The following is a 24,243-nucleotide window of genomic DNA, read 5'->3' as shown; positions in this document are numbered from 1 at the left end:
GAGCACGCCATCACACGGGAAGACAACATTCATGTGTCGATGAAACGACCCGCGTCGTCAGGCTACGTCGTTCAGTACGTCTTTTCCAAGTCGGAATCTCTTGATAGTCGTGACGATATCGCGCGGGATCAACATCAGCGTCAAGGTCTTCGCGACGCCCAGTAGCGAAGCGATATTCAAAGTCAAATGCTCTCGTTGCAGTCGCAGCCGGGATCTGAGCTGCACGGCCCGCCTGCGTGCCGAAATACCATTCGGTGAAAGCTTTGAAAACACCAGCACCTCAGGCAAGTTCGCCGTTCTATAACGTTCCACGAATTTCCAGAACAGCGCGTAATCTTCTGCAGCCGGATACGTGGTCGGGTAAAACCCGATCTCGCTCATTACAGACGACCGCCACATGACTGTTGGATGAATGAACGCACAATTCGAAAACATTGCCCGGCGAATTAGATCGCTGGTCGCTGGCAGACGCAGCGTGAAGGATATTTCGCCCTCTTCCGTGACGAAGGTCACAGCGCTGCCGACGAGCATCACAAAAGGATGCGCCTCCAGATATTCAATCTGCCTTGAGAACCGATCTTTCGCGCACGTGTCCCCGCAATCTAGCCGGGCGATAAAGGCATAGGATTGTCCAATATGATCCAGGCCAGCGTTCAGAGCGTGATCTATGCCTTGATTCGACGGTAAATAGACAAACTTCAGCTCGCCGCTGTAGGCATCCCTCGCCTTCATTTCGTCAGGCTTGATGTTGCTTCCATCGTCCACAACGAAAACGCACAGGCGTTCATCCGGCGTGATGGACCGGAGAGATTCATTGAGCCCTGTGGGGTCGTTGTAGTGAGGAATAAGTACGGCACACTTGTTCATGATGATTTCTCCAACAAACCACACACACTGCGGGCCGCACGAGCAGATATATGTCCTCCACCAAAGTAGTCGATACCATCGGTCAGGTACCCATGGATATACTTCAGAAGCCTCGGTCTGTCGAAGTTCACATAGAAACAACGGCCAAGGCACGTTACCCGTTTCCCGTACAGAAGTGCCTCCAATCCAACCGTCGAATTTATCGTTACCACTTCATCGGCATATCGAATCAGGTCGATTGTGGGAAGCGTAACGATCTCGAATTCGGAATTTTTTGCATCGACACGATTTCGTTGATAGCACGCACATCCGTCTCGGCAGGGTGGATCTTAACGGCCAACCGGAGCGCCGCGTCCTTAGCCTTCCCGGCTGCAATACGAATCGCCTCGATGTTGTCGACATCCGAATGCAGCTTTATTTGCGTGTCACTAGAAACTTGAAGCGGCAGAAACATATAACGTCGCTGCTTCAGTTCTTCCAACGAACAAGGTCCTGTGACGAACATGGTTTTCCCCCGACCACGTCTACGCACCTGTGAAAACTCGGTGCGGCAGGCACCGCCAAACGGATACTTGAGCGCGTAATTGACCAGGCGCTTAGCCTTTTTCGAAAACGTAACAGTCGATTGCGGCAGTGGGGATGCCTTGTAATGCTCGTACTCCGCCAACCAGTCGACATGCTTTTGCTCGTCCGGCATTGTCAGAGCATCAAGTATCGAAGGATTGCCTCCAATAGTTGAAAGTGCATTCACGCCCTGCGAATCCACAAAAAGCTTGTTTGGAAGATTGGAGATTTCCATGACCCTTCTGCGGATTCCATGAATGTTGCACAGGTAGGTCAGCACGCGACCAGCCAATTGCTGGCCATTCCAGAGCAAACAGGCTTCGATCTCATGTTCAGAAAGAATTTGAAGGATTCTCCCCATTACCGATGCGGCGTCCTTCTTCGCCCGATCTTCCGAAAGGCAACCGCTCAGGATTTCGATACTTCGTCGAAAATTCGTCGCTTCGGCTTCTTCCATATACTTGTCCGCAACTGATTGTCTCCGGTTGACGTATACCGACCGGAAACCTCTGGCGATCAATAGAAGATGAGCAAGCGGCTCGGTTGTCACGAACAGGAATCGAGCTTCACTTTGTATAGGGCTGATGAGGCGACGGAAGAAACTGTATCGCTCCATCGAATCGACAAGAACCAGGATCATAAAACGGCTCCAGTAACGAGATAAATTCAAACCAGGCGGCATCCAACGCAAGCTGGTCGCCTGGCGCGTGGACATGCGGATTGGTCCACAATGGCCGGCACGGCACCAAGACACTGGCAATCAATTGCTTGCAAAATTGGGCACTCGCAGGAAGGTGATGAAATTGGAATCGTGCTGGGAATGTGCGCCGCCATCGTCGTCGTCAAAAGCGGTCCGAACCACCGCGGCGATGTCGTGTTTGTCAAACACCCAATCGACGTACTGGAAGCCGTGCTTGTCGGCGTCGTCATTGTGAAGAACGACACGTCGAACTTTCCAGTTGCGCAGATCGGTTGACGACACGAGTGCAAGCGTGTTGCGCGCCCGCTCCAGGTTATTTCCGTTGTAACTACCGGGAAGCACGGCGTTCGTTAGTGACCAATACAGCTTCGTGGACGGGTCATAGCGAATCGTGAATTTCTTGCCTCCTCCCGGAAGGTCAACGAATCCGTGCTCCGGATCAAAGCTAATGTGTGACCCGTCGTCACTCGACGAGACAATTGCTGCCTTCTCCGGCAGAAAATTGTAGTAAACCCGCAATACGTCCACGACGGCGCCACTCGGCATTGCCACAGCATTGCCTTCTAACCAGCCTCCGAATTTTCCGTCGAGCCAATTCTTATCGGGTGTCAGTCCATTCGAGAAAGTCCAACTTGATGCGTTAAGGAGATCACCGTTCACGTCAGCGGACATCATTTTCACGATGATTCCAGCGTGGTCGATCACCTCAATTGCCTTCCACAATCTGCCCCGAGCCGTGACAACCGGCAACGCGGAAGAAAAATACTTGCCGTCTGTCGCCAGAACGCCGCTTCCGGCGTCGCGAGCATCGGACCAGGTCTTGCCGCCATCAGCCGAACGGCGAATCACTGCAACGCCGAGAAGCTTCGATGTACCGAGCAAATAAAGCGCGCCTCGATGGACAAACAGTGACGAATAATATTGATCGCCGACTGTGGCGACCTTGGACCAGCTTCTTCCTCCATCGTGAGAATTAAATACCTCTTCCGCGTTTGCTTTGGAGTTGGGGCCGAACGTGTCGTGCGACATCGCAAGCGTCCCATCTCCCAATATGACCAGGGAGGGTGAGCCGAGGTAGATCCCAGTTCTGGCATAGCTGTGAGCGATCACCACTCCGGGTACACGATAGGTATTCGATTGCGCCAGTGCCAAACCGACCTGGCCAGCTTGCGCTAGCAAGACCAATATGATTCCCGTGCGCAACCAATTTCTCAGCCGGTCCGTCATTTTTTGCCCCGTGACGTGAAGCATTATTAAATATCCAATTTCAAATGAAACTGCGGTACAGCTCCAGAAAACTGGATGTCAGAAACCCGAACGGATCACCCGCAAACAATAATTCCGCAATGAAAAGATTTTTGAAGAATCCATATATTGAATAGGCGATCCCGGCAAGAATGATGATCGCCTTACTCGGACCCGGCCGCATCCGGGCAAGTAGAACAGCCAGGTAGGCAATGGAGAGAATGAAGAAATAGATATAAACTCTTTCAAAAACTTTAGAGAGATTGTAGGTTGCCATCAGCGAAATGAAGGCAAAGTTCGACGCTATCAGCAGCTCCCTTGTCTCTCTGCTATGTGACTGCTCTTTCTTTCTCGCGTCATTCTTCTTCGAACGTAGCCACAAGTAGTTGTTCACAGCGAAAAGGGCGAGCGCCGCAAGCGCAACAAGTACCACGCTATATTCATCCCACGTGCTGTACAGTCCAACTTTCTTGGAGACATAGCCGCCATCGTCTCCACTCAGTGCACTGAGTGCGTTAAGGTTATATTTAGAAACCGCAAAGACCACAACTGCCACCAGGATGGCACCCAGCACCGCCCATTTCTTGAAATATCGATAGGCGGTATACGGCGCCATAATGAGAAAACTTGGTAAATGAGCGAGACTGGAAAGTGTCAGAAAAAGCATCCTGCATCGGGGTCGATCAGCGGTGAGGAATAGAAACATGAACGGAAATGCCATGGCCTGCCTTATCACGTTCGCATAAGACGAATAGAAGGCCCCAGACGAAGTGATCAGCAAAATAAAAAGCGGCAGCGCGCGATATTCGATCTTCCAGACGGCGTACAGCAGCAGGGAATAGGAAATAATGAATATGAATAAAAATGCGAGGTCGGTCGGCCCGAACAATACGTATGCCAGGTACATTGTCGAAAATGACAGTACCTCAGGCTGCGTCGAGAGATAGTAGGCCAGCCCAGACGCATCCATGGTCCGCATGAAATCCAGGTATTGGATCTTGTCATTCCCACCGTTGTTGATGGGAAGCTTCAACGCGATTAGCGGACCGAACACAATGATCGAGCTGATACAGAGCAGACACACGATTACACGTACAGGAGAATGTGCGCTAGACAGCAATGTCACTAGCAGCAACAACAGGTAAAACGAAGCGAACGGGAACAATCCACTCAAAATCACAATGCTGAGCACCACCACCCATGCGGCGCCCTTCCCGTTTATCCAGGGCAAAAGTACAGAGTCCGTGGCCTTTGAATTTACAGTCGAATTATTCATTGGTTTTTTTCCTCGCTCACAGCGCCCGGGAGATGCAACCTGATGGCACCACGTTCGCCACGCATGCCGCTCTGTAGCCCGAAGATATTGGCTGGGTTGATTTCGAAACCCGCAGCCCTGACAACCAGAATGATTGCGACCAGCGAGCCCGCCGAAGCAACCATCGAAAAATCGGCAACGGCCTTCTGAACTGGCATTTTGAACAGATGCACCAGAAACAATGTGCTCAGCAGGCTTGCGGCAAGACCGAGTTGGATTGAGAAATCCAGAAACTGCTTCCTGGTTACCAAAAATATTTGCGATAGCGGCACATACATCGTTTGCAAGACGAATAAGGGAAGCATGATGTAGAAGAACGCCACGGCGCCATCCCATTTACCGCCGAACACGATGTTGATAACGGAACCAAACAGAAGGCTGCCAAAAATTGCGTAGCATGAAGCGATCACTAACAACCAGCGCGCATAGAAAGCGAATACGTATTTCAACGCGCTGGTTTGCTGACTCTCAGAGACAGCTTGAATGGCATCGCGCCGGAATACTCCTCCGATGCTCTGCCCGATGAGCGAAACTGGAAAAAAACCGAATCGATAAGCGGCGGCGAAGTAGCCGGCCTGCTCGGTTGAGTACCAGGCAGGAATCGCGATGGATAGCGCGTAAAGCAAAACCGACGAACACAAGGTTGAAGGCAGAATGAACTTCGCGTAGCGGACGTGTTCTCTGAAAAACTCCAATCTGGGTCGGCGGAGGTACCCGCGCTTTGCCCCATGAAGAAATACTCCGCTAAGGAAACACACGGCCGCGACGGCATTCAGAATTGCATACCAGGAAAATACGTCGAAGCCGCCGTGGAGGTGCTGTGCAAAAGCGAGGTAAGCCGCAAACACCGGGTTGACCAGCACGCGCGACAGGGCAATCAATGCATATTGCCTCAGGCTGTTGAAATAATGCCCAACTATCGTCTGTATGAAGTAGGCGAGAGCGAATAGGCACACATTCCAGTAGGCGTAATGTCCCCACAGCACTACAGCGGTCGCACCTACTATCGTCGTGACAGATGCCACCGCGAGCGCATGGACAAGCGCATCGAATGACATCGCCGCGTTGTCCGACACACATGCGAGTTCATAGCGCATCGCCAATAATGTGCCAGCGAGCGTACCGATTGCCAGTAACGCGTTGAAATGCCCAAGCGGCGACGGCCCGTACTGGCGCCCCAGGAAGGTCACGCAGGCAAAGAACGTAACCTGGCCCGCCATCACCCCGACCAGCGAAATAGCAGAATCTTTAAGCTTGATCATTCGCACACTCGAGGATGCGGTGGAACATCGCATGAACACACTATTTCGCCCCGTATTCGTACGCGGTGTAGCGATAGTTGCCGTAACGCGAGCCATAGCCGTACCGGCCGAGTTGCGGATTGACACCGTTGAAAATCACGCCATTCACGCGAATCCCGCTTTGAGTCAGACGTTTCCTCGACTCTGCAAGCTCCCCGAGCTTTGTCGTGCCCGAGTATGCAACTAGCAATACGGTACCTGCGAATGCACCAAGCGTCGTCGAGTCGGTGACGGCTAGCACCGGCGCCGAATCGATCAATACGATGTCATAGAGCCCACTCAACTTTTGGATCAACTGAGAAAGCCGCTTACTCAGCAAGAGCTCAGACGGATTCGGCGGAAGGGTTCCGGTGGTGATCAGATCCAGTCCGGGAATAACGTTTTGATGGATAGCATCGCTAATGTCAGTGGATCCTAATATCAACTCGGACAAACCTCGTTCGCGGCTAACATGAAACACATCGCTCAGTCGTCCCTTGCGTATATCGCCATCAATGAGCAGTGTTCTTTGGCCGCCTGCCGCTAGCACAGCAGCAAGATTGCTTGCGATGAAACTCTTTCCGACATGCGGTGCCGGTCCTGCGACCAGAAGTACATTGTTTTTTGCATCGAGCATCGAAAACTGCGTTGCCGTCCGAAGACTCCTAAGGCTTTCAATCGCAGGGTCGTTGGGGAACACGACGCTCAGCAAGTCTTCCGACTCTCCGCTCTTCTTTGACAAGAAGGAGACGCGCTTTTGCTGTTGGCTCAATGGAACAATTGCATGAACTGCCAATCCGAGGCGGCGCTCAATGTCGTTGGCATCCGTGATTCCACGGAAAAGCATCGACCGTCCAATTGCGATCCCGCAACTCACCAGCAAACCGAAAGTGAATGCAATGATGATCACGAGGGGCTTCTTGGGGGAGACAGGAATCTCCGGAACCTCAGAGACATCCACCAGACGGACGTTCCCCACCTTGCCGGCCCGAACCAGGTCGAGCTGCTGCATATTGCCCAACAGCCCCGTATACAAGTCGGTATCGACCTTGACGTCCAGCATGAGACGAACCAGGTCTTGTTGCAGTTCGGGCAACTTTCGCAGTTGAACGTCTGCGTCACCCCGATATGACGATAGCGATGCAATCTGAGCATCAATTGCGATCACGCTTGGGTGCGTATCGGCAAACCGTGAAACCAGCTCCTGACGCTTCGCCTGGAGCTCCAATAGCCGTGTTTTCGCATCGGCCGACTGAGCGAGGGCCAACTTGGCTTCCTCAGTGAGGTCGACGGTTTTGTGTTGATCACGCAGTTTCGTGAGCTTCGACTCGGCATCTCGGAGTTGATCTTTTAACTGCGGCAACTGAGACCTTAAAAAGTCGAGAGACTGTGCCGCTTCAGCAGATTTACGCTCGACGTTCTGCTTGATGTACTGCGTGCCGATTTCATTGAGCGTCTTCGCCACGAGAACCGGGTCATTGCCGCGCAACGTGGCGACAACCACATCCGACGTCTTGACCTTCTCCTCAGCGTCGAGGATCTTTTGCAGATCGGAGACGGCCTCGACGGGCGACGTGCGAATCAACGAGAACGCCGTACCCGCATTCGCTGCCACTCGCGCAACGAGAATGTCGAAGTCACCCTGCGCGGTCCGAACGTGCTGCGTGACGCCGACCACACCTTCCAGCCGCTTGTCCAACGCCCAGGCGTCAATGCTAAAGCGCCCCGACGGCAAGATGGTCAATGTAAACTTCTTGTCCAGCAGACGCTTCGGGACATTGAACAGCGGCACATCGACGCTTTCATCACCCCATGCATAGCCACCGAACCCGAAGATTCCAGGCGTGCTGAGGCCATCGGTATGCCGTGCGATGAAATCGCCAATTAATGGAAAGCGTATCGGCTCCGCCTGAATGTAAAGCCGAAGGTTATTGACCGTGCGAGTCACCACAAGGTCGGAGGACAAAATTTGTGTCTCGGCCGCGGCGCTGGACTTGACATCGAATATGGACGATATGTCGCCCAGGAGACTTTTGGCGGCCGACGCGTCGGGACTATCCTCGACCTGGACCATGATCCGGGCTTCGTACACCGGCCTCGCAAGTATTGCGAACGCGATCCCGGCGATCAGGAACAGCGCGGTAACGAGCGCAATCATCTTGCGGTTCTCGAGCAGGGTGTCGAGAACATCGAAAAACTCGCGGTTTTCGTCTTCCGCTACGGCTTCCATCGGTGGCGTGTCTATGAGATTCATGAGCGACTCTTATCAACGGTGGCGGGACGCGTACCAGATCCGCCTGCGATCATATTCAGGCGTTTCACCCAGTCCGAAATTCCTGTTTCTATTGTTTGAGCGCAGTGCTCAAATCCGGATCGCCCTTGGCGGTATGGATCGTCGATATCGAAGTCACCACGTTCACCGACCCGGAAAACCTTGCCCTTCGCGAACGGGAATCTCTTCTCCACCTCGCGGCGTTGAACGTTATCCATCACCAGAATCAGTTCGGCGTTCGTGCAGACAGCGTCCGTGATCTGCTGTGCTTTGTGACTGTCGATCGGTAAGCCTCGCTCGCGCATGACCTGGCGAGCGCAGTCCGGTGAAGGACTGCCAAGAAGGGCGTTAAGTCCGGCCGACGTCACTACCACGTCGCGAAGTTGCGACCGCAAGAAGGCTGCGGCCATCGGACTTCTGCAGATATTCCCTTCGCAGACGACAAGAATGTGTTTGATCATTTGGTCACAATCGCCGCGGTCAGACCTGCATTAAGCGCAGGAAGCAGCAGGCTTAGCACGCGGCTGAAGCGAACCAGGCCATTCCCGTCCACATAAACAATGTCTTTCGATTTCAGCGGAAATTCGTTTGCCAGCACCATTGCCACGGGAGAACTGGCGTCCAGATGGAACACCTCCGGTTTGCCGTCGAGCGATCCGCGGATCACATACACCTGACCCGCATCGGCCGATGTCGAACTCAGACTGCCGGCCTGCGACAAAGCCTCGCTCAAGGTCAATGCGCCGGTGGTCTTGGGAACGGCAGTCACTGGCCTGTTGACTTCTCCCATGACGAACACGCCAAACTCGTCGCGCGGCGGAATACGCAAGACGTCTCCGTTGCGCAGCACAATCTTCGCCAGATCCGAAGTCGCGACGCGCGTTCCGGACATATCGATGGTGTAGTGAATGGAATTTCGCTGTAGCTCGACGTGCCCCTGGTCTGCTGTCGCAGCAAAGCCACCTGCGCGGCTAATGGCATCGTTCAGATTCATTGGGATGTCGTTGATCACCTGTGTGCCCGGGGCATGCACTTCGCCTTCGATGTAGACACGCTGCGACCGGAACGACGCAATGCGAACCGTTACTTGAGGATCACGAAAAGATTTTTCGAAGGATCGCGCGAGAACGGCTTGTACCTCGTCCGGACGAGAACCCGCCACGTGGATCTTTCCCGCGAAAGGAAAAACCAGGTCGCCTTTGTCGTCGACGACGAAACCCGAAGGCGCATCGGCGGAGCGAGTCGTTGAGGTAGGCTGCGCGCCCAGCGCGGCAGCGATCTCCGGGTGATCCCAAACGGTGATTTGCAGTACGTCGCCGATTCCAATCCTGTACGACCCCGCCGCCGCTTCCAGAGGCGCAAGTTCGCCATTCGAGTTCGTGTTGGTCTGGCGAAGCTTCGCGATCAATGCCAGGTCGATACTGGTCAGCGGAACGGGGAATTGCTGCTCAGGCTCATTAGGACCCGCGGGCGCCGCCGCGATTGTCGGAGCCGGTCGCATTCTCATGCCCGGCGCAGCGGCACATCCCGCCAGTGTGGAGCCCAGGATCACAAGCATCACTGCACGCGTTGCTTTTTCTTTTAAGGTAGCGGCGACGCCGCGCGAATATCCGTCCTTGATTGACATTGTTTCCCTCGTATGACGCACACGTTCCTAATTTTTTTAAAGACTCTAAATGGGTCGGACCGCCTCTACTTCTGTTGGATCGGTACCTACTCTCAACCGCTGCCACTTCGAAAAACGCTTCATCCCACTGAACGAGGGTGCGGCAATTGCGCCCCCTCGTCCCTTTCTTCACTACTTCGCCGTCGTCCCTGTCCCGCCACTTCCCCCCGTCCCACCGGTCGCCCCACTCCCCCCACTCCCAATCGGCGCTGCCGCCCCAGCCGCTTGCGCCGCCGTAACCAACGAAGCCGCCGGTTGCCCGTTACTCGTAATTGCCCCAGCCGTCTGCAACGTGTCCAGGTCCGCATCTGCACCCGGAGCGCCCGGCGTAAACGAAACCGTCAGGAACGACGAGGAAGAAAGCGTGATCCCGTACGTGTCCTTGATCAGCTTCGCGACGGCCGCCTGAGCATTCGCAATCACCGTGCTATTCGACAGCGCGTTCTGATACGACGCGTTGGAAGTAATCCCCGCGAGCAACCCGCTAACGGTCGTACCCAACTGCCCCGCGATGTAGTCCAACAACAATTCCGTCAGCGGCGTCACGTTGTACGTACCCGCGCCGGCCGCAAGCGAGTGAATCGTGACTGCGCCGCCAGTCGCCGTAATCGTGCAAGGGCCGTCAAACGCGAACGTCGCCGAATACGCACCATTGGAATTAGCCGTTGCGCTACCCGAACCGTTCTTGCAAGCCAGCGTGATACTCGCGTTAGCCAGCGCCGCGCCGACAGCGGCAGTACCGCTCACCGTCGCACCCGGCGAACTACCGCTACTGGACCCGCCACCGCATGCAACCAGCGCACTGGTCGCAAGCACCATCGATCCGAACTGCAGCGTGCGCAGCGTGGCGCCGTTTAGAAGCTTCATCGCCTATCTCCAGAGAAAGTCATTCACAATTGACCGGCACCAACGCCTTTCCGTCGCTTACACCCTGCAAACCGTTGCCGCAGACGCCATGTGAAAGCGCGGCGCCCGTCGATACAGCAGGCACACTTACTTGCGGCTTCGGCTTCGTTCCGTCATTACCAGGCCGCCCGTAACGCAGATACGCATCACGCATCCGGTAGAGCTGAGTTGAGAAGTACTCGCCGCTAAAGCGGCCCTGATTCAACAGGTACTGCTGCGTGCTATACGGGAAGCTCATGTTCTGGTCCGCATTGGCCGTCAGGTAATTTGTCGATCCCACCCGCGTGCGGAAATCCAGCCCGAATTCTTCGGAGCCATACACCTGGCTGATCCCGGGTTTCATCCCCTGGCGCAATGTGAGCGGGAAGCTGATTGCGGCGCCCACAAACGTGCCCTGCCCGCTATGCTCGCCGTGCACACTCACCGATACGTCGTCGAACCAGCGCGTCAGCGTTGCGACCGGCCCCTTGTCGCCGCCGACAAAGCGCGCCACGCCCCGCTTCGATCCAGAGCTTCCAGGACGGTTGCACCCAACGGTAAGTCAGCTCGGCATTCTTTTCGCTCGGCAACTGGTCATGACCCGGCTCATGGTGCAGATAGGCGAGTCGCAGGCGAATCAGATCGGGGCGCCCCGGCACGAACACGGTTGTTTCGTTCTGCACGCCGACATACGAGTAATCGAACTTGCCGACCGATGCCACGTTGAACACCTGCGGCACGATCCAGAAGCTTTGAGCCAATGCAACTGCATTCAGGCCGCCACGCAAGCGGTAATCGCTAAACACGCGGCCTTGGTCCATGTTCTTCGTGTTGTAGATCGGAGCGATATAGCTCGCGTACAACTCCGCGCCACGCCAAAGCGGCACGAACCCTTCAATGTTGGCGCCGAGCGAGATGTCGAAATTGCCGTACTCGGTGCCGTACAGGTAGCTGACAATCGGCTCGATCTGGATACGCGTCAGTCCATGCGTGTGCTCATTGCCATGCCATGCGATCGAATCCGCGTCGTAGGTCGGACGCGTGCGCATCGTCATTGACGCGCTTGCGGCCGCCGGCGCGCCGCCTTCAACGAACTGCGCAAATGCATCACGATCGACAATGATTTCGCCCAACGGCTCATTGGCCTTCTTGATAACCACGTGAATCCTGGCGGTGCCATGCGGTGCATTCACGCTCGCCACGCCAAGCACAATGCCGAGTGCGTCGGCTTCGTTCTGGTTGTAGCGATGGTTCTCGTACTCGACCACCAGATCGCGACCGCTCATCCCCACACGCACACGCTCGAGGCCGGCGGCAAACAGTTGCGCGGCAATCTCGTCGAGCGCAGAGGTATCCAGCGCTTCCGGAATGGCGGGAGACTGCGCATCTGACGACCTGGCGGCCGTCACGTCACTCAGCATCGCAGACGCATACGACTGCAGTGGCGGCACATACGTAATCGGCGCGGCGGCCAGCGCGTTGTTGTTGCCAGCGAGGGCGCGTGTGTCCAGCGGTTGCAGGCTGGCGAGACGGATCGGGCCATCGTCGTCGGCATTCGCGGTTTGGGCGGCCGGCACTTGCGGGCCCTCGCACAAGCCGGTTGCACAACGCGCACCGCTAAAGCGTTTGCCCAGCGGGATCTGAATGCCCACCGAGAACGACGTACGCGGCGATACACCATCCGTTGAGCGGATCGACCGCATGACCGTGCCAATCACGTTCGCATCCGCTAGCCAGCTAACCCGCGGAGACTGATAACGCACACCGGCATACGGCGTCTTCGAATCGTCTTCCGCGAGCAACGACAACCCCGTGTTCCATAGCGAGACTTGTGCGCCGCCGAACAAACCATCGAGGCGATCTCCCTGGCCGTAGCCAGCCGTCAGCGTCACAGGTCCAAATGCTTGCGACACCACACCGTATTTCGAACGGAAGAAATGCGTCTGGCCGCCAATGTCGGTCACACCGAATGCAATACTCGGCTGATACTTGAAGAACTTCGGCACTTCGAGCTTGACGTCGCCCATCAGGTGACGAAACAAAAAGTGGTCTGCATTGCTGAATGGTGCCGGGACATTGGCCGGGTAATTGGCAAGCCCACCGGACACCTCGACATAAGGCAGCAAACCCACTGCCCCCCAATACATCTGCGCATCCGTCGCTTTCTTTCCGTAGCGCGGATCAATGTAGTTGTTGTACTGCGCCTCCACCGTCCCTTCGGGTAGTGCAAACGCGTACGGAATCACCAAACCGCCCGCCTGCCCGAGCGCATTCAGCGCAGGGTCGGCCGCTTGTGCCGAAGCAGCGAACGCTAAAGCCGCAGCAAGCGCAAGCGCGTTCGGTGCCGATCGGAGTACTTGTCCGCGTAATTTCATGGCCATGTGTTTTTATTATGTGCAGGTGTCAGTACGCGTTGCTATGAACCAGGCCCTTCGCTATCGTCGCCACGACAATCCGCATGTCGAGCCCAAATGACCAGTTGCGCAGGTAGTACAGATCGTGTTCGACGCGTCCTTGCATCTTCTCGATCTGGTCTGTCTCTCCTCTGAATCCGTTGATCTGCGCCCATCCTGTGATCCCCGGCTTGATCCGGTACCGATGGATGTAGCCGTTCACCACTTTCTGATAAAGCTCGTCGTGTTCAATCGCATGAGGCCGCGGCCCTACTACCGACATATCGCCGCGCAGTACATTGAAGAACTGCGGCAACTCATCCAGGCTGGTGCGCCGGAGAAACGCACCCACTCGTGTAATACGCGGATCCCCTCGCGTAGCCTGCTTCACCACGCCGGTTTCGACGGCGTGGGGACGCATCGAGCGGAACTTGTAGATCTTGAAGATGCGTCCATCCGCACCCTTGCGCTTCTGCGTGAAAAACACCGGTCCACGCGAAGACAGCTTCACGGCAACCGCAATCGCGATCAGCACCGGAGCAAGCGCAACCAGTGCGCAAGCAGCGAATGCGCGATCAAAGATCTCTTTCTTCACCAGCGCGCGAGCTGGCACCGGCGACGCAACCAGGTTGATTGCCGGCATACCGATCAGATCGATCATGCCGCTGTCGAACAGCGCAACGCTGCGCATATCCGGTACAAAACGCACGTTCACGAGATCGTCGCGAAACTCAGCCACAAAGCGCGAGATCGTGCGCTCCTCGGAGAGCGGCAAAGCGAGCCACAACTCCTGCACATCGTGTGACCTCACGTAGGCGGCGAACTTGGCGATATCGTCGTACACCGGTACACCCGAACCGATCGTGCCCATCACCGGCCGCACATCAAAGGCCGCCACCGCGCGAAATCCGCTAGCTGTGCAGCCCTCGATATTGCGCACGACCTGATGGCAATGCGACCCACATCCCACCACTGCAACCCGGCGAAGATTCATCCCTGCGTGGCGAACGCGTGCGAGCACGGCGTGCACAGCCAGACGCGAAACAATCAGCGCGCCGCCCGTCATTGCCATCCAATAGGCAAACCAGAGACGCGAGATGAAATCCGTGCGATGCAGCGAGAACATCAACACGAGACCACAGCCTTGCACCACGAACCACGCCAGCGATACCTGGCCGGCCATGCGCAACATTGCCCGCCCGCGCCATGAGGCGTAGACGCCGAAAACGGGGAATAGAACCAGCGTAAAAGCCGCTGCAAACGCAACGAACGCGGTATCGATACGGCTTTGCGTAATATCTTCAAATCGCACTTGCGATGCAGCCAACGCCCCAAGGACGACAAGCATCACGTCGACCGAGCGCGCGATCAGGCTCTGCAACCCCGGAATCGTTCTTCTTTGCAGCTCAAAATTCGCTGTATCCATTCTTATCCCGCGCTGGTCTCTCACGCCAAACGTGCTTGTCGAGCTGCTCAACTTATGTTCGCTTTAGCGGCTCATGTCTCTCGCACTTCATCTCGCACTTCATCTCGCTCTTCATCTCGCTCTTCAACCACCACGCTCTTCACGCCACAACACTGCCCCGGCACGCGAAGAGGCGCGCAATGCAAAGCAAAGCAATCCGGACTTCACTCATCCAGCGCAAAGCCAGACGGCTGGACGTTCCTGAACAACGTTGGGGGATGGACTGCAAGCCGCTCGCACCCGTCTAACCTGGGTCCTCAGGCAAAACGCCGCCACGAAGAGATCCGAACAAAAGATCAGATCGCATGTGCGTTGAGGTGACTGACCTGATAACCCCCGACCAGGCCAGTCGTTGACTCGAACTTCAAAACCACTTACTGCTTGTGTTGTCTGTGTTGTGTGCTGCGCAACCTTTAAAGCAGCAAGCGTGCCAATCGTTAGATTTTTTTCACAATTACTCTGAACATATGGGGCAAACCATTGTCGGGTATACGTTTTTTCTTCGACGCGGCCCTTCAGAAGGCCGGAAAATAAAACGCGAAACCGTGTCCGGTAACGTGCTCGTTACGTAACGTCGCGCGTAACGGCCACGCTCGATCAGGAACAGAGGCGAGGTCTCTGCAGCGCTCTAAAACGCCGAAGAAGTCCGTGTGGAGAAGTGCGTTAAGGCAGTAGAAGCAGGTCTTGGGATAGCGGTCGAACCGCCCCGCTTGTGACGAACCAGAACAACACGCGCATCGAGACGGACGGCCGTTTCAAACAATTCGCACCGGACGTTCGAATTTGGGTACATGGCTTGCTGAACCAAGGCATCGATACTGCCTTGTCGCAAGCGCGCCCAATCGCGCGCTGCATGGCTGTCGTGACAGGCAGGTTCTGTCAACTCAAGCGGAGGTTTTAATATGTTGGGAACTATTCTTCTGATTGTGCTGATCCTTCTCCTCATCGGTGCATTTCCGACGTGGCCACATAGTCGTTCATGGGGTTACGCACCGACCAGCAGTATCGGCATCATTGTGATCGTCGTGATTGTTCTGGTCGTCGCCGGCGTGATATAGCCGAAGAACACACTGGAAAAGTGCCCCCTGAATACGGGTGAATACCATCCAGGCACACCGGATGCTGAATCACCCTCGTATTCAAACGTCGATACGAAAGGAGATCACATCATGCCTTACCTTCTTGGCTGGCTTCTTGGCGTCCCGTTGATCGTACTGGTTATCCTGTACCTCATTTTCCATTAGCCTCTTGGTCCATTAGCCTCTTGGTCCATCAACCTCTTGCCACATAAGCAGTTCACCTGAAGATCATTCCGCGCGGCCCTGCCTACCCCGGCGGCCGCGTGTTCGACATCGCAACGCACCTCGATCTCGCCCTCCGCTCGTCAGCAGAAAGCCACGCGACGGCGCACGCGCTTTTCACTTGCACTGTACAAAACGGCGCGTAAAACTAACTCCCCTAGCCCGCGAAAATTGCCATATCTGCACACGTACGCGCAGGCTGCGTACGAGCAAGGAGGGACCGATGGCAAACAACGAATACACACTGTCACACCAGGACGTGGTGAAGGTAGTGATCATTCATCAGAACATTCATGAGGGCTTCTGGACGCTGAACATCAATTTCAACGTCGCCGCCACTCATGGCCCGCAGGTGCCCGATCCCTGTCTCGCCGTGACGATTAAGGGCATCGGCATCATGCGGGCCTCGCCTACCGATCCACTCGCCGTCAACGCCGCCCTCGTCAATCCGACGGTGCCTGAACGTGTTGAAGGCGCGGTGCATGTAGCGGCCGCCGTGAACGGCACACATGAACGCGGCATGCAATTCTGTCGCGACGTCTATCGCAATGTTGCGGTACCAAGCGCAGTTAAAGCGCCGACCAAATCCAGTTGAACGCGATCTTTTTTTCGTCTCGCCAGCGATCTGGCTGATCGCCCCTCGATAGGCCGCTGATGGCGGCGGTACTCCGCTCACTCGATCAGCGGACCGCCGCCATCAACGCGCCCATGCCAACCAGTAAGCTGCCCATCAAACGATTGACCGCACGCAGCCGCTTCGGCCGTTGCAACACCGTCCGCAAGCGGTGCGAAAACACCGCCGTCGATGCCACAGTCAGTACGTTGACCGGACCAGGGGAATAAACGAGTACAAGGGAAGCGAGGAGAAATGAAACGACCAGCTGGATCGACATCGGTGGGCCAGGTTGCGGCTTTGCCAGCCGGGCGCGCCGCCACCGCACTCGAAGATCGTTCGAGGACGGCGTACGGACGGTCGGTGCTGGCAAGCATTCGGTTAAGAAAATGCTCCATGCCCGGCACGCGGGTGAATTCCGGCGCTAGTGGCGCCGGAATTCACCCGCGTGCCGCCTTCCTGTGAAGGCAGCGAGACACCGGATGGCAGCTTGTGGCCGCGCAAGACCGCAAGCTCGAGGCCGGCGGCCCGGACGGTTGTCCCGGGCATGAATGCACCCTGAAAATATACCCGGACGCAAGCTGGATATGCTTCTTAAAGCAATGCACCGACCCACGGACTGCAGGACAATCCTCCTTTAGAATGGCATTTATCTGAATAAACTTCCGACAATGCTATGACCGCACGAAATCGTCCACTGGACAACCAGGATCGGAAGATCATGCGCGAGTTGCAGAAGAACGCGCGCCTGAGCAACGCCGAACTCGCCGATCTGGTCGGCATGTCGACCACCGCGTGCTGGAACCGCACGCGTCAATTGGAAACCGAGGGGTACATCCGCGACTATGTCGCGTTGCTCGATCAGCAGAAGCTCGGCTTCACCGACGTGGTGCTGCTCCAAGTCAGGCTCGACCGTCACGACGAAGACGCCCTCGCCCGTTTCGGCGCCGAGCTGGCAACGTTGAGTGAAGTGCTGGAAGCGTACCTGGTGTCGGGCGACTACGACTATCTGGTCAAAGTGGCAGTCGACGGTACGGCGGGCTACGAGCGGTTTCTGCGCGAGAAGCTCTATAAGATCGCGGGCATCCGCCATAGCCGTTCGATGTTTGCCCTGCGGTGCATGAAGAGCATTCCGTCGATTGCGATCTAGTTCGGTTTGCTGGAGATGCTGGAGAAATCGTCCGCCGCGCGAGACCCACGCCCGCGATACATCGCGTGCCTGCCGTCGCGCAACGGAACGCCCAGGTTGTCAGTGCTTATGGTGCAGCCAGTCCTTGAGCGGATGCTCGTGCAGCCAGCGGGCGACCGACTGATCTTTGTGTTCCCGCCTGTAGCGTGCCGCTGTGAATATCACAAGGCATAGCACCACCACAATTCCCACTACGAAACTCATCATGGATTGGGTCATGGCAACCTCCTTTGAGGTCAAAACCATGCCTTTATTTTAGGTGACAGGAGAAATAGCACCCACTGTCGTTAATCCTCTTTCGCACGGGCGTGCTGGAAATTGGCAGCCCTCAATGGGTTTCAAACCATCTGACCTGATACTCCCTATTGCCCCATGACGACGGGGACCGCGGCTCGTTGCAGCACAGTCATCGGACCAAGTCTCTCGATGACTTGCATCTGTGCTGCGTCTCGCACGAAAAGCGATCCTGCAAACCCAAGCGCATTCACCGAAATTCCCTCGACACGTTCTGAAGTCCGCGGCACGAGCAGCATCCATCGCGGGGAGACGAGCAGGTTGTACGGTGCCGAATGGTGCAGTTCGCCATTCACTTCGATCGCTCGCAGGCCAACCGCTTCGAGCAACGCGTGGTAGCAATCGAACGCGGCGTGTGCGGCGTGTGTTGAGCCGGCAGAAGCCGGTTCCAAGGGGGCGAACGCATGCCTGAAAGGCAGACCGGGTACTTCGCCGATCGCACCTTCCATGCGCGCGGATTCAAGAACGGATTCAATTGGGAGCGGTGGACCTGAGTCGCCGAGCGGCAACGGCACGATCTGCAGATGCTTGTGGTTTTGACTCGCGCCGGCTTGCGCGCCGCCATTGTAAAAACCCAGCCCATCGAACTCGGCCATGCAGGCGATCCATGCAGCAAAGTCCGTGAGATCGAGCAGCGTGTCCTGCGATTTGAAGCTACGGGTGACGATCAGCAGATGATGGTCGATGACGTTGAACTTGTTGAGCAAGGCGACGTGCGTGTCCGAGAGATCGGACACAAAGAGGTCCGGATCATAAGGAAGGAACGGATTGATCGCGCTGCACGTTCCGGCCGTAACTCCACGCGCTTTTCGCGTTGCTTCCTTGCGAGCGATGCTGGAGACCTGACGGACCAGGAAGCGTATGCCATGGTCTTCGATCAGCGCCTGAACAGTCTCAATCGGCCGCAGTGCGCCACAACGAAGCGCATGCTCAGTCTGGCGCAGGATCGCCGGCCATAGTGTGCCGGGTTGGAGAAGCAGATGTTCCATGATTCACGCAGACCGGCGCGCATGTCGCAAACGCGCACGTCGCGGAATAAAAGCAACCGCACCTACGCTTTGTAACCGATGGCACGTAACAGATCCTTGCGCCATTGAACGCCCTCCTCGCTTTCCACGCCGAGCGGCGGGAACCCATCGACAACACCCAGGATACCGCGCCCCTGATCCGTCTCGGCAATCAGAATCTGCGTGGGATTCGCCGTCGCGCAGAAAATCCGACAGACCTCCGGCACGGCCTTAATCGCGTTCAGCACATTGACCGGGTAGAAACCATCGCCCAGAAAGATCACGAAACAGTGGCCTGCAGCAATGGCCATGGCATTCTGGCACGCCAGCTCGATCAGGTCAGCGTCGGTGCCGGAGCGGCGCACAAGGCGATTACCCGACGCTTCACAAAAGGCCAAACCAAACTTGATACCCGGAACGGTACCGACCATTGCCTCGTGCAAATCCTCGACAGACTTGATGAAGTGGGTTTGCCCCAAGATGAAATTCGTCGCTTCGGGTTTGGAGATTGTTACCGTAAGCAGTTGCATATCGGACCTCGCGCTGTAGCCCTAGGAACACCCTGGGGAGAAGCGGCTGTCGTCAGCGGATCGCGGTTCGTCAAGTTTCGCCTGCCGGCGACAGCCTTCCACAATCAAGCCTAGTACGAACCCGCCATCAGGGAAAGCGCGGGTCGCGGGTGGCGTCGTCGTCGGCAGTGAGCACGGGTCGAGATGAGACACATGACTGCCCATTTGCTGCACTAGAATAAATTCTCACCTTGCTGGATCGTGTTGGCGAGTCGTATCCAGCCGGCGCACGTGAGATTCGTTTGGAGGACAGTCATGCCGACGTACCAATATCGTTGTGAGAAGTGTGGCGAGTTATTCGAGCACGCTGAACATCTCGCTGAACATGAGGCCGCTCATCCGCGTTGCCCGAAGTGCGGCAGCGAGACCTGTCAGCACGTACCGACGCCGTTTGTCGCCAAGACGTCCCGAAAGAGCTGAGACCCCTTACCCCGCATCAGTGGCGGCGTTCTATTTCCGCAAACGACATGCGCCAAGCCAGGCGCAGGCGTGAGCGTGTGCTCACGACATGGCACGCAGTCAATCGACTCCCGCCTGGCGTCTGCCGTCAACGTCGCTCAGGCAGCAGAATTCGCTCGTCCACCTTGCGGATGTCAGTGTGGCCGCAAAAGGCCATGGTGATGTCCAGTTCCTTCTGAATGATCTGCAGGCACTGTGTGACGCCTGCTTCGCCCATTGCACCCAGGCCATAAAGAAAACTGCGGCCGATCATCGTGCCTTTCGCGCCGAGCGCAACCGCTTTCAGCACGTCCTGCCCGCTGCGGATGCCGCTATCCATCCACACGTCGATGCGCGAGCCGACCTCGCGTGCGATTTCGGGGAGCGCCGAGATCGACGAGGGCGCACCGTCGAGTTGGCGGCCGCCATGGTTGGAGACGATCAACGCGTCAGCGCCGCTATCAGCGGCAAGGCGCGCATCTTCGACATCCATGATGCCTTTCAGAATGAGTTTGCCGCCCCACTGCTTCTTGACCCATTCGACGTCCGCCCAGCTCAGCGCCGGATCGAACTGCTCGGCGGTCCACGAACTCAGGGACGACAGATCGCCCACGCCCTTCGCATGGCCGACGATGTTGCCGAAGGTGCGCCGCCGCGTTCCGAGCATGCCGAGGCACCAGCGCGGCTTGGTCGCGAGGTTGATGAGGTTCGCAGGAGTCAATCTGGGCGGCGCCGACAACCCGTTCTTGATGTCCTTATGACGTTGACCGAGGATCTGCAAATCGAGCGTGAGCATCAAGGCGCTGCACCGTGCCGCGCGAGCGCGCTCGATCAAGCGCACGATGAAATCGCGGTCGCGCATCATATAAAGCTGGAACCAGAACGGCTTGCTGGTGTGGGCAGCAACGTCCTCGATCGAGCAGATGCTCATGGTGGACAAGGTGAACGGTACGCCGAACTTCTCCGCCGCGCGCGCGGCGAGGATTTCCCCGTCGGCATGTTGCATGCCGGTCAAGCCCGTCGGCGCGAGCGCCACGGGCATCGCAACGTCCTGACCGACCATTTCCGTGCGCGTGCTGCGGCCCGCCATATTGACCGCCACGCGCTGGCGCAGCTTCAGGCGATGAAAGTCGCTTTCATTGGCACGGTAGGTACTTTCCGTCCACGAACCACTGTCGGCGTAGTCGTAGAACATGCGCGGCACACGCCGTTGGGCAAGCGCGCGTAAATCTTCGATGCAGGTGATGGCAGACACGGTTTCTCTCAGCGCTGGGAAGAAGCGGTGAGTGTACGTGCTTCAGACAGTCGCCCGGTATAGCGGAAATTCCTGGGGACAATACAATCAGGCGCCGCGCAAGGGCTTCTGGCAAGCCGCCAGCACCGCGCCGGCCGCCAGCAGCAACGCGGAATAAACCAGCCCGCGAGCGAGACCGGCACCGTCCGAGACCCAGCCGATCACCATCGGCCCAACGATCTGCCCGAACGCGAACACGATCGTGAATGCGCTGATGCCCTTGGCCCAGTGACTCACCGGCAAGTTGTGGCGCACAAAAGCCGTGGTCGACGCGACCGCTGAGAGAAACGTCGCGCCAAACAGCACGCCGGAGACGAACGCCACCCACGGTTGCGTGAACAACGCAGGCAGCAGCGTCGCCACCGCAAGCAGCGCGTTGAGTATCGCGAGCGCGTGACCGCCACGCATGCGGTCGAGCAGACCGGACCATATGCGCGCCGATACAACGGTCGCCACGCCGAGCAGCAGGTAGAAACCCGTCACCACCACCGCGCTGATGCCCGCATTGCGCAGCAGCGCGACGATGAACGTCATGTAGCCGATATAGCCGACACCGAACAATCCGTAGCCTGCCAGCGCGGGGCTGAAACGCGGCCAACGCGGCGTGTCAGCCGCGCCGGCCGCATGCGCGGCAGACGACGCTGCCGCATGTACGCTGTCGACTCTCCTCGCGGCACCGACGGCGATCGCGGCGAACACCGCGCACGCAGCCGCCAGTGCGAACCACGCAAACTGCCAGCCATGAATGGCGTTGAGAATCGTCAGGGGCACGAGTACCGACGAGGCGACGATGCCCCATCCGGTCCCGCCGTAATACAAGCCGAGCACGAGTCCCGCATCGTGCGGTCTTGCCGATGCAAGCCGCGCCGCCAGCACGCCGCCGCTGATGAAAATCGCCGCGCTGCTCACGCCGGTGATCACGCGCAACGCGAGGAGCGAGTGCGTATCGGCAAGCAATCCGCTGACGGCCATCAGAACCGCGGTGGCCGCACAGCCCGCGCCGAACAAAGCCCCCGTCGACCAGTGGCGCGCAAGCCGCGGAAAAGCGAGCGCGCCGAGCAGATAGCCCAGCGCATTGGCCGTATTCATCGCGCCGGCTTGAGCGAAGCTCCAGCCGAGATCGAGTTTCATCGACGGCAGCAGCAACGCGTACGCAAAGCGGGCAAGGCCCAGTGCAATCGCGCTGCCTAACGACAGGCCGGCGGCCAGCATCAGGGTGGGCAGGCGCTGCGCCGCTTCGGAGGGATGGGAGGTCGATGCGGCGTCGAGAGTTTTTGGTGGCATTGGCTAGCGTGGGTCGACAAGGATGCGACAGGCTTGCTGCGGCGTTTCGCCATCATATCTGGGGGCGCCCACGGCGGCTGACCGTTAGTTGCGGGCCTGATATCCGATACCAGACTGCAAGGCCTTCGGGCCGCTCGCAGTCTGCGCCAATCCGCAGGACGACGTCCTGTCCAATTCATTTTCTAAATGCGAACGATTTGCATTTACTGCGAAATTGGCTCATCATGGGCCCTGCGACGCCGCCCTCATCCGATCAGGCCGGCGCGACTTATTGGACCGTGTCCATTCAGGAGCATCGATGAACTTTCGCTCTCAATACAGCAGCCGTCCCGAACTGGTCGACGATCACGTCACGGATACCACCGACGCGCCCGATCGCACGGTCCTCAGCGCCGTGCGCACCTGGCTGCGGCCGGCGTGCGAAACGGCGCGCGGCGGCGTGCAATGGCGCGACATCCTGAGCGGCGTGGGCTTGCGGCAAGGCGGCATCGAACATTTCGATCTGCTGATGCGTTCGCTGGTGCACGTGTCCTATCGTCCGCTCGACATGCGATGCCGCTGCGCCAGCGATCTCGGCAAGGACGAAGCCGTGATTCTGCAAACCATCGCCCTGCTGCAAAAAACGCACAGCGGCGCCGCATTGCGCATGCTGAACGAATGGCTGCCGGCACCGGCCGTCAGCGGCGTGTTGAAGCTGATCCGCTGGTTCGCCATCGACCTGCTCGACGCCGGTGTCGAACTCGACGTGCAAGCGCGCCGCGTCACGTATATGCACTGAGGACCCGAGCGTATGCCGTTGGAACTCGCTTATGTCACTTCTCCCGCGCCCTCGCGTGTGCACGACAGCGCCGGCTCGCAGGCGACGAATCACGCTAACGTGGGTGCCGTCGCGCCGGAATTCGTCTCGCATTCGCTGACCCGTCACCATCCGCGCAGCGTCGTCGCGCCATGCGCGGGTGAATTGCATCTGTGGCGATTTCGTTGCGAATGGCTGCCGGTACCGGTTCAGGAAGGCGAGGCGTGGCTCTCGAAGGTAGAGCGCGAACGCGCACGGCTTCACCCGAACTCGGCGTTGCGCAAACGCTTTGTCACCGCACACGTGGTGACGCGCTGGATCGTCGCGAATCTGTTCGACTGCGAGCCGCGTGCCGTCGATTTGCAGGACGACGGCAACGAAAAACTGCGTGCGCGTCATCCGCATGACGGTCGCGGCATCACGATCGATATTGCGTACGGCGGCATCTGGATCGTGATCGGTATTGCGTCGGCGGCGCTCGGTCTGAGCATCGTCGTACCCTCGCCGGGCGCCGCGATCGACGACACGCCGGACGACTCACGCCGAAGCGCGCGTTATGGCAGCTTGCGCAATGCGTTGCGCTTTGCGCCGCTCGATATCGATCTGGATCTGCTGTCGAGCGATGCGGCAGTCGGCGCGTTCGATCTCGCGGAGCATGGCCGCTGGCATGTGCTCGATTTGCCGATGTCGGGCAAAATTTGCGCGGCGGCTGCGCTCGCGCAGCCGGTCACGTTAGTACATGCGTTTGGATGGCCGAAGGCGTTGGTGTTTGGCGAATCGAACGCCTAGTCATGCGCCTGTGGGAA

The 24,243-nt window shown here is 57.5% G+C and carries 23 protein-coding genes and 1 pseudogene; 6 read left to right on the top strand and 18 right to left on the bottom strand.

Annotated elements, in window-relative coordinates; genetic code table 11:
- Positions 1–57 precede the first annotated feature (57 nt).
- From B0G76_RS19720 to B0G76_RS19670, 12 genes and pseudogenes are all read right to left on the bottom strand, one after another.
- A complete protein-coding gene (locus B0G76_RS19720; protein WP_120294061.1) occupies positions 58–867 on the bottom strand; it encodes a glycosyltransferase in 810 nt (269 codons plus the stop codon).
- Positions 864–1,097 (bottom strand): hypothetical protein, encoded by a 234-nt coding sequence (locus tag B0G76_RS43895; protein ID WP_259460847.1) that lies wholly within the window; start codon positions 1,095–1,097, stop codon positions 864–866. The genes B0G76_RS19720 and B0G76_RS43895 overlap by 4 nt, the downstream gene beginning before the upstream one ends.
- On the bottom strand, positions 1,097–2,146 hold the full coding sequence (locus B0G76_RS19715) for a capsular biosynthesis protein (RefSeq protein ID WP_259460645.1): 1,050 nt from the start codon (positions 2,144–2,146) through the stop codon (positions 1,097–1,099). Before B0G76_RS19715 ends, B0G76_RS43895 begins: the two co-directional genes overlap by 1 nt.
- Positions 2,147–2,191: 45 nt before the next feature.
- Positions 2,192–3,382, bottom strand: coding sequence for a sialidase family protein (locus B0G76_RS19710; protein ID WP_259460644.1), 1,191 nt, complete (start codon positions 3,380–3,382; stop codon positions 2,192–2,194).
- Between the two features lie 16 nt (positions 3,383–3,398).
- A complete protein-coding gene (locus tag B0G76_RS19705; protein ID WP_183082098.1) occupies positions 3,399–4,652 on the bottom strand; it encodes an EpsG family protein in 1,254 nt (417 codons plus the stop codon).
- Positions 4,649–5,953, bottom strand: a complete 1,305-nt coding sequence (locus B0G76_RS42935) for a lipopolysaccharide biosynthesis protein (protein ID WP_183082097.1) — start codon at positions 5,951–5,953, stop codon at positions 4,649–4,651. Before B0G76_RS42935 ends, B0G76_RS19705 begins: the two co-directional genes overlap by 4 nt.
- A gap of 40 nt (positions 5,954–5,993) precedes the next feature.
- A complete protein-coding gene (locus B0G76_RS19695) occupies positions 5,994–8,225 on the bottom strand; it encodes a polysaccharide biosynthesis tyrosine autokinase (RefSeq protein WP_120294058.1) in 2,232 nt (743 codons plus the stop codon).
- Positions 8,222–8,704 (bottom strand): low molecular weight protein-tyrosine-phosphatase, encoded by a 483-nt coding sequence (locus B0G76_RS19690; protein WP_120294057.1) that lies wholly within the window; start codon positions 8,702–8,704, stop codon positions 8,222–8,224. Before B0G76_RS19690 ends, B0G76_RS19695 begins: the two co-directional genes overlap by 4 nt.
- Complete coding sequence (locus B0G76_RS19685; protein ID WP_120294056.1) at positions 8,701–9,870, bottom strand: polysaccharide biosynthesis/export family protein; 1,170 nt, start codon at positions 9,868–9,870, stop codon at positions 8,701–8,703. Before B0G76_RS19685 ends, B0G76_RS19690 begins: the two co-directional genes overlap by 4 nt.
- A 171-nt stretch (positions 9,871–10,041) precedes the next feature.
- Positions 10,042–10,776, bottom strand: a complete 735-nt coding sequence (locus B0G76_RS19680) for a carboxypeptidase regulatory-like domain-containing protein (protein WP_120294055.1) — start codon at positions 10,774–10,776, stop codon at positions 10,042–10,044.
- A 19-nt stretch (positions 10,777–10,795) separates the two neighbouring features.
- Positions 10,796–13,175: pseudogene (locus tag B0G76_RS19675) on the bottom strand (YjbH domain-containing protein).
- 22 nt (positions 13,176–13,197) lie between these two features.
- Positions 13,198–14,577 (bottom strand): undecaprenyl-phosphate glucose phosphotransferase, encoded by a 1,380-nt coding sequence (locus B0G76_RS19670; RefSeq protein WP_120296559.1) that lies wholly within the window; start codon positions 14,575–14,577, stop codon positions 13,198–13,200.
- A 977-nt stretch (positions 14,578–15,554) separates the two neighbouring features.
- On the opposite strand from B0G76_RS19670, the gene B0G76_RS19660 reads away from it, so the two are divergent.
- Complete coding sequence (locus B0G76_RS19660) at positions 15,555–15,710, top strand: DUF3309 family protein (protein ID WP_120294053.1); 156 nt, start codon at positions 15,555–15,557, stop codon at positions 15,708–15,710.
- 466 nt (positions 15,711–16,176) lie between these two features.
- Entirely contained in the window at positions 16,177–16,548 is a 372-nt protein-coding gene (locus B0G76_RS19655; RefSeq protein ID WP_120294052.1) for a hypothetical protein, read from the top strand.
- An 85-nt stretch (positions 16,549–16,633) separates the two neighbouring features.
- Here B0G76_RS19655 and B0G76_RS44860 read toward each other — a convergent pair whose 3' ends face one another.
- Complete coding sequence (locus B0G76_RS44860) at positions 16,634–16,846, bottom strand: hypothetical protein (protein WP_409076721.1); 213 nt, start codon at positions 16,844–16,846, stop codon at positions 16,634–16,636.
- A 396-nt stretch (positions 16,847–17,242) separates the two neighbouring features.
- Between B0G76_RS44860 and B0G76_RS19645 the strand changes: the two genes are divergently transcribed.
- Positions 17,243–17,716, top strand: a complete 474-nt coding sequence (locus B0G76_RS19645; RefSeq protein ID WP_120294051.1) for an Lrp/AsnC family transcriptional regulator — start codon at positions 17,243–17,245, stop codon at positions 17,714–17,716.
- 99 nt (positions 17,717–17,815) lie between these two features.
- On the opposite strand, the gene B0G76_RS42930 is transcribed toward B0G76_RS19645, so the two are convergent.
- The 3 genes from B0G76_RS42930 to B0G76_RS19630 all read right to left on the bottom strand — a co-directional run bounded on the left by B0G76_RS42930 (position 17,816) and on the right by B0G76_RS19630 (position 19,586).
- Complete coding sequence (locus tag B0G76_RS42930) at positions 17,816–17,974, bottom strand: hypothetical protein (protein WP_183082095.1); 159 nt, start codon at positions 17,972–17,974, stop codon at positions 17,816–17,818.
- 143 nt (positions 17,975–18,117) lie between these two features.
- Complete coding sequence (locus tag B0G76_RS19635) at positions 18,118–19,038, bottom strand: phosphorylase (RefSeq protein WP_120294049.1); 921 nt, start codon at positions 19,036–19,038, stop codon at positions 18,118–18,120.
- Positions 19,039–19,100: 62 nt separating this feature from the next.
- Positions 19,101–19,586, bottom strand: coding sequence for an adenosine-specific kinase (locus B0G76_RS19630; RefSeq protein WP_120294048.1), 486 nt, complete (start codon positions 19,584–19,586; stop codon positions 19,101–19,103).
- A gap of 294 nt (positions 19,587–19,880) precedes the next feature.
- Between B0G76_RS19630 and B0G76_RS19625 the strand changes: the two genes are divergently transcribed.
- Positions 19,881–20,045, top strand: coding sequence for an FmdB family zinc ribbon protein (locus tag B0G76_RS19625; protein WP_120296557.1), 165 nt, complete (start codon positions 19,881–19,883; stop codon positions 20,043–20,045).
- A 127-nt stretch (positions 20,046–20,172) separates the two neighbouring features.
- Here B0G76_RS19625 and B0G76_RS19620 read toward each other — a convergent pair whose 3' ends face one another.
- The gene (locus B0G76_RS19620) at positions 20,173–21,318 is read right to left on the bottom strand and encodes an alpha-hydroxy acid oxidase (protein WP_120294047.1); all 1,146 of its coding nucleotides are present in this window, start codon (positions 21,316–21,318) and stop codon (positions 20,173–20,175) included.
- Between the two features lie 87 nt (positions 21,319–21,405).
- Positions 21,406–22,641 (bottom strand): YbfB/YjiJ family MFS transporter, encoded by a 1,236-nt coding sequence (locus tag B0G76_RS19615; protein ID WP_120294046.1) that lies wholly within the window; start codon positions 22,639–22,641, stop codon positions 21,406–21,408.
- A gap of 298 nt (positions 22,642–22,939) precedes the next feature.
- Here B0G76_RS19615 and B0G76_RS19610 point away from each other — a divergent pair, with 298 nt between their 5' ends.
- Together B0G76_RS19610 and B0G76_RS19605 are read left to right on the top strand one after the other, a co-directional pair.
- On the top strand, positions 22,940–23,419 hold the full coding sequence (locus B0G76_RS19610; protein WP_120294045.1) for a hypothetical protein: 480 nt from the start codon (positions 22,940–22,942) through the stop codon (positions 23,417–23,419).
- Positions 23,420–23,431: 12 nt separating this feature from the next.
- On the top strand, positions 23,432–24,226 hold the full coding sequence (locus B0G76_RS19605) for a hypothetical protein (RefSeq protein WP_259460641.1): 795 nt from the start codon (positions 23,432–23,434) through the stop codon (positions 24,224–24,226).
- Positions 24,227–24,243 lie beyond the last annotated feature (17 nt).

This window comes from Paraburkholderia sp. BL23I1N1, assembly GCF_003610295.1.
GTDB lineage: Bacteria > Pseudomonadota > Gammaproteobacteria > Burkholderiales > Burkholderiaceae > Paraburkholderia.
This window is presented reverse-complemented; position numbering and strand designations above follow the sequence as displayed.